We start from the raw sequence: 5630 nt of genomic DNA on the forward strand, positions 1-5630 counted from the left end.
GAAAGGCCCGACCGGAGCGCACAGGAACAGCTGGACAGACCAGCAGATACCCCCTGCCCGCGACCAGGACCAGCCCTCAACAGCCCAGCGAGGCACACCTACCCCAATTCATCAGTGGATCGAGGCTAAGCCGGTCGCATCCGCCGAGGTACGCGGACCGGCAGGAACAGCAGCAGCCCGAGCGTCAGCACCACCACCAGACCGCCCATGCCCGCGCGCTGACTGTCGAAGACGTCGATGAACAGCGAGAACAACCACGGGGCCAGGAACGTCACCGCACGCCCCGCCGTCGTGTAGAGGCCGAACGTCACCCCTTCCTTGCCGTGCGCGCACATGCGCAACATCAGCGTGCGCGCCGAAGACAAGGTGGGGCCGATGAACAGGCACAGCAGCAGGCCGCACACCCAGAACGCCGAAGCCCCGGACAGCGCCATCATCACCAGACCCACAACGATCATCGAGGCCAGCGACACCACGATGACGGGTTTGGAACCCACCCGGTCGTCGGCGCGACCGCCGATCACCGAGCCCAGCGCCGCGACCACGCATGCGGCGACACCGAACAGCAGCACGTCCGCCTGGGACACCCCGTAAACGTTCACCCCGAGCACGGCGCCGAACGTGAAGATCCCGGTGAGCCCGTCTCGGAACACCGCGCTCGCGCCGAGGTAGTAGACGAAGTTGCGGTCGCGCCGCCACTCCTGGCGGATGTCGGTCCAGAGACGGCGGTAAGCCCCGGTGAACCCCACCCGGGTCGAGCGCTCACGACCGGGCACGCGCGGCACCGAGATCAGCAACGGTAGCGCGAACAGTGCGAACCACGCGGCGACCAGCAGCATGGCCGCCCGCACGTTCAACCCGTCCTCGGCGGGCAGCCCCAGCAGCCCGCGGGTGTCCCCGTCGCCGGCGATGAAGCCGACGTAGACCACCAGCAGCGCCAGCACACTGCCGAAATAGCCCAGCGCCAAACCGAATCCGGAGATGCGGCCCGACGTGGACGGCGTCGACAGCTCGCGCAGCATCGCGTTGTAGGGCACGGTGGCCAACTCGCTGCAGGCCGCCGTGCAAGCCAGCAGCACCAGCCCGGGCCACAGGTAGCGGTGGTCGTCGCGGATCAGGCTCATCGACGCGGTCATCACCACGACCAGCCCGGTCAGCAACGCCAGCGCACGTCGGCGGCGGGCCGGTGCGTCCACCCACACGCCGGTCACCGGCGCCAGCACGGCGACGACGAGGCCGGCCAGCGCCAAGGCGCGGCCCAGCCAGCTCGCCGGACTGGTGTCGCCGGGGAGGTCGTCCCCGACCGTCGCGGTCAGATACACCGTGAAGACGAAGGTGATGACGACCGCGTTGATGGCCGTGGCCCCGAAATCCCACAACGCCCAGGCCAACACCCGCGAGCGTGTCGCGGCGTCAGCGGACTGCCCGGTCGCGGGCGACACCTCGCTCATGGACGCTCACGATATAGTCCGGCCCATGCCCGTCCCTGCTCCCAGTGCGGATGCCCGCGCCGTCGTCACAGGTGCGTCCCAGAACATCGGTGAAGCACTCGCCGTCGAACTCGCCCGCCGGGGCCACCACCTGATCATCACCGCGCGTCGGGAGGAGGTGCTCGAAGCGCTGGCCGAGCGCCTGCGCGACAGCTACGGCGTGACGGTCGAGGTGCGTGCCGTCGACCTTGCCGATCCGGTGGCGCGCGGCGCGTTCTGCGACGAGCTGGCCCACCGCAACATCTCCATCCTGTGCGCCAATGCCGGTACCGCGACGTTCGGTGCAGTCGCCTCCCTGGACCCCGCCGAGGAACGGAAGCAGGTGCAGCTCAACGTTCTCGGCGTGCACGACCTGGTGCTGGCGGTGCTGCCGGGCATGGTCGAGCGCGGTGCCGGCGGGATCCTGATCTCGGGCTCGGCCGCCGGTAACTCACCGATCCCGAACAACGCGACGTACGCCGCGACGAAGGCCTTCGCGAACACGTTCAGCGAGTCGTTGCGCGGCGAGGTGAAATCGGCCGGGGTGCACGTCACCGTGCTCGCGCCGGGCCCGGTGCGCACCGAGCTGCCTGACCCCGACGAACAGTCGCTCGTCGAGCGGCTGATCCCCGACTTCCTGTGGATCGACACCGAGTACACCGCCAAGGTGTCACTGGATGGCTTGGAGCGCAACAAGATGCGCGTCGTGCCCGGCGTCACGTCGAAGGCGATGTCGGCGGCCAGCGGCTACGCCCCGCGCGCGATCGTGGCGCCGATCGTCGGCGCGGTGTACAAGAAGCTCGGCGGCGACTGACCCCGCCCCTTTTCCCGCCGAAATCGCATTCCACGCGCGGATGACCGCGATTTCGCCGCGTGGAATGCGATTTCGGCGCGAGTCAGCGCCTGCGCTTGCGGCGGCCGGTGCCGAAGATGCTTCGCGTGATCTCCCGGCCGATGACCGTGCCCGCCGATCGCATCGCGCTCTTGAACGCGGGGCTGTCCATCACGGTCTCGAGGAATCCCGGGCCGGCGGGCTCGGCGGGCGCCGGCATCGGCGGCATGTCCACCGTCGGCGGCACCCAGACCGGAGGCTGCCCGGCGACCGGAGGCTGCTCGGCGACCGGAGGTGGCGGCGCGAGCCGGGCGGCCAGCCGTTCGTATGCCGAGTCCCGGTCGATGCTCTGGCCGTACACGGCCTGCAGCGGGCTGGCGGCCGAGGCAGCGGCGATCGCCTCGGGTCCGATAGTGTCCATCAGTGAGCGCGGCGCCCGCATCCTGGTCCAGGCCACGGGGGTCGGCACGCCCTTCTCGGAGAGCACGGTGACGACCGCCTCGCCGATCCCGAGCGACGTGAGCGCCGATTCCAGGTCGTACACGTCGGTTTTCGGGTAGGTGCGGACGGTCTTGGTGAGCGCCTTCTGATCGTCCGGGGTGAACGCGCGCAGCGCGTGCTGGATGCGGGCGCCGAGCTGACTGAGCACCTCTTTGGGGACATCGGTGGGCAGCTGGGTGCAGAACAGCACCCCGACGCCCTTGGAGCGGATCAACTTCACCGTCTGCTCGACCTGCTCCAGGAAGGCCTTCGACGCATCGGCGAACAGCAGGTGGGCCTCGTCGAAGGCGAACACCAGTTTCGGCTTGTCGAGGTCGCCCACCTCGGGCAGCGAGGTGAACAGGTCGGCCAGCACCCACATCAGGAACGTCGAGAACATCACCGGCCGGGCGGCCTGGCTGCCGAGTTCCAGCAGCGTGATCACCCCGCGGCCGGACGCGTCCACCCGCAGCAGGTCGTCGGGTTCGAGTTCCGGCTCGCCGAAGAATGTGTCGGCGCCTTCGGCCTCCAGATTGACCAGCGCCCGCAGGATGACCCCCGCCGTGCTCGTGGACACCGCACCGAGCGCCTTCAGCTGCGACTTCCCGTCCTCACTGGTCAGGTATTGGATCACCGACCGCAGGTCTTTGAGGTCCAGCAGCGGCAGCCCCTGTTGATCGGCCCAGTGGAAGATCAGGCCCAGCGTGGACTCCTGAGTCCGGTTGAGGCCCAGCACCTTCGACAGCAGTACCGGGCCGAAGCTGGTGATCGTGGCGCGCACCGGCACCCCGATACCCGAGGTGCCCATTGACAGGAACTCCACGGGATAGGCCGTCGCGGCCCAGCTGTCGCCGGTGTCGGCGGCGCGCTGGTTCACCTGTTCGCCGGGCCGGCCTGGCGCTGAGAGGCCCGACAGGTCGCCCTTGACGTCGGCCATCACCACCGGGACCCCGGCCGCCGACAGCTGTTCGGCGATCACCTGCAGCGATTTCGTCTTACCGGTGCCCGTCGCACCTGCGACCAGGCCGTGCCGGTTGAGCGTGGCCAGCGGGATGCGCACCCGGGCCGCCGGATCACACACCCCGTCGACGACGACGCAACCCAGCTCCAGCGCCGCCCCGTCGGCGGCGTAACCTGCGGCGATCTGCTGCGCGGCAGGCGCGGCCGGCTCGGTGGTCATGCGTCGCACCTTATCCGGGACCAGGCGCGATTGGCCGGGTGTAGTCAGCCCGTGACAGCAAGGGGGCTTACTGTTGAGCGCTGTGCGTGACGAACTGGTGTGGATCGACTGCGAGATGACGGGCCTCGACCTGAAGTCCGACCTTCTCATCGAGATCGCAGTGCTGGTGACCGACTCGGAGCTCAACATCCTCGGCGACGGCCTCGACGTGGTGATCCACGCCGACGACGCGGCGCTGTCGTCGATGATCGATGTCGTCGCCCAGATGCACACCAAGTCCGGGTTGATCGACGAGGTGCGCGCGTCCACCGTCGACGTGGCGACCGCGCAGGACATGGTCTTGACCTACATCCACGAGCACGTCAAGCAGGCCAAGACCGCGCCGCTGGCGGGCAATTCGATTGCCACCGACCGCGGGTTCATCGCGCGGGACATGCCGAAGCTGGACGACTTCCTGCATTACCGCATGATCGACGTCAGCTCCATCAAGGAGTTGTGCCGCCGCTGGTACCCGCGGATCTACTTCGGGCAGCCCGAGAAGGGACTGGCCCACCGCGCGCTGGCCGACATCCACGAGTCGATCCGGGAGCTGCGGTTCTACCGGCAGACCGCGTTCGTGCCGCCGCCCGGGCCGTCGACCAGCGACATTGCCGCCGTCGCGGCCGAGCTGGGGCCCGTCGCCCATGGCGATTCGGCTCCAGAGGACAACAGCAGCTAGTATGACCAAGCCGCACACGCGGCGATGGTGGCTGTAGTTCAGTTGGTAGAGCACCAGGTTGTGATCCTGGCTGTCGCGGGTTCGAGTCCCGTCAGCCACCCCGCAGGTGGGAGAGGGTTTTTGACTCTCCCACCATTTGCGTTTCTGGACCCCTTGCACCCTTAACGCAACCTTAAGGGATACAAGCCCGACGCAACCTGGGCGGCAATTCAGCTAGAAAAGCCCAGATCAGAGCGCGTGCTCAATTCCTCCCGCTCGGCGTGTCGCACCGTGGTCAGCCTGCGGCTTTGCTGCGCCCAGTGAGCGCCATGCTGAACGCCAAGACACTTAGGTTATGGCTACCAATTCACAAAGAAATGCGCTTGTGTCAATTCAGCACGCAGCGGACCACCTGGGCGTCGATCCGCGAACGGTTCGCCGGTACATCGCGCAGGGTCGCTTGAAAGCGCGTCGAATCGGTCCACGGCTGATCAGGATTGAGCGAGGATCTTTAGAGAATCTTGGCCGACCCGTGGGGGGTTTGTGATGAGCGATGACGCAGCAGCGGCGCAATCAGCCCTAGAAGGCCTCTACACGGCAGTCAAATACACCGACGATACGGAAATCATCCGAGACGCCGTTTCAGTGCACACAACGAAGATCAGCCATTTCTTCATGGCGCGACTAGTTGCGAACATGCAGTCACTTGACAGGGCCTCTGCCGCCTGGGACCAGAGGGGCGAACTAACTGGTCCGATGACCGACGCCGAAGCTGACGAGCTAATCGCAGCGAATGAGAAGCTTTCACGGGATCAACTAGTCGATCTTGCGGTCGGTTGCCTTAACCTCGATCCACCGATGTATCGGCTGGTCGCAGGGTGTCGGAATGAGGAAAGTGCCCTTTGAACTGGGAAGATTGGTGTTCTCTACGCACTAATCAGTCCAGGTCAGAAAGGCACTTCCGGTGAAAGT

General features: G+C 66.9%; 6 protein-coding genes and 1 tRNA gene. 5 read left to right on the forward strand and 2 right to left on the reverse strand.

Features of this window, described 5'->3' with window-relative positions; genetic code table 11:
- Window positions 1-125: 125 nt before the first annotated feature.
- Window positions 126-1451: an MFS transporter gene (locus tag ACXMYJ_RS28320; RefSeq protein WP_260754391.1), complete on the reverse strand. Its 1326-nt coding sequence runs from the start codon at window positions 1449-1451 to the stop codon at window positions 126-128.
- Window positions 1452-1476: 25 nt separating this feature from the next.
- Between ACXMYJ_RS28320 and cmrA the strand changes: the two genes are divergently transcribed.
- Entirely contained in the window at window positions 1477-2283 is an 807-nt protein-coding gene (cmrA, locus tag ACXMYJ_RS28325) for a mycolate reductase (RefSeq protein ID WP_260754392.1), read from the forward strand.
- Between the two features lie 82 nt (window positions 2284-2365).
- Here the strand turns inward: cmrA and ACXMYJ_RS28330 are convergent, their stop codons facing one another.
- Window positions 2366-3961 (reverse strand): helicase HerA-like domain-containing protein, encoded by a 1596-nt coding sequence (locus ACXMYJ_RS28330; RefSeq protein ID WP_460359461.1) that lies wholly within the window; start codon window positions 3959-3961, stop codon window positions 2366-2368.
- 82 nt (window positions 3962-4043) lie between these two features.
- Between ACXMYJ_RS28330 and orn the strand changes: the two genes are divergently transcribed.
- The 4 genes from orn to ACXMYJ_RS28350 all read left to right on the forward strand — a co-directional run bounded on the left by orn (window position 4044) and on the right by ACXMYJ_RS28350 (window position 5564).
- Window positions 4044-4679 (forward strand): oligoribonuclease, encoded by a 636-nt coding sequence (gene orn, locus ACXMYJ_RS28335; RefSeq protein ID WP_260754395.1) that lies wholly within the window; start codon window positions 4044-4046, stop codon window positions 4677-4679.
- 27 nt (window positions 4680-4706) lie between these two features.
- Window positions 4707-4779: transfer RNA gene (locus ACXMYJ_RS28340), tRNA-His, on the forward strand.
- A 234-nt stretch (window positions 4780-5013) separates the two neighbouring features.
- A complete protein-coding gene (locus ACXMYJ_RS28345) occupies window positions 5014-5205 on the forward strand; it encodes a helix-turn-helix domain-containing protein (protein ID WP_443189358.1) in 192 nt (63 codons plus the stop codon).
- Window positions 5205-5564 (forward strand): hypothetical protein, encoded by a 360-nt coding sequence (locus ACXMYJ_RS28350; RefSeq protein ID WP_460359462.1) that lies wholly within the window; start codon window positions 5205-5207, stop codon window positions 5562-5564. Before ACXMYJ_RS28345 ends, ACXMYJ_RS28350 begins: the two co-directional genes overlap by 1 nt.
- Window positions 5565-5630 lie beyond the last annotated feature (66 nt).

The sequence above is a fragment of the Mycobacterium sp. ZZG genome, assembly GCF_054786995.1.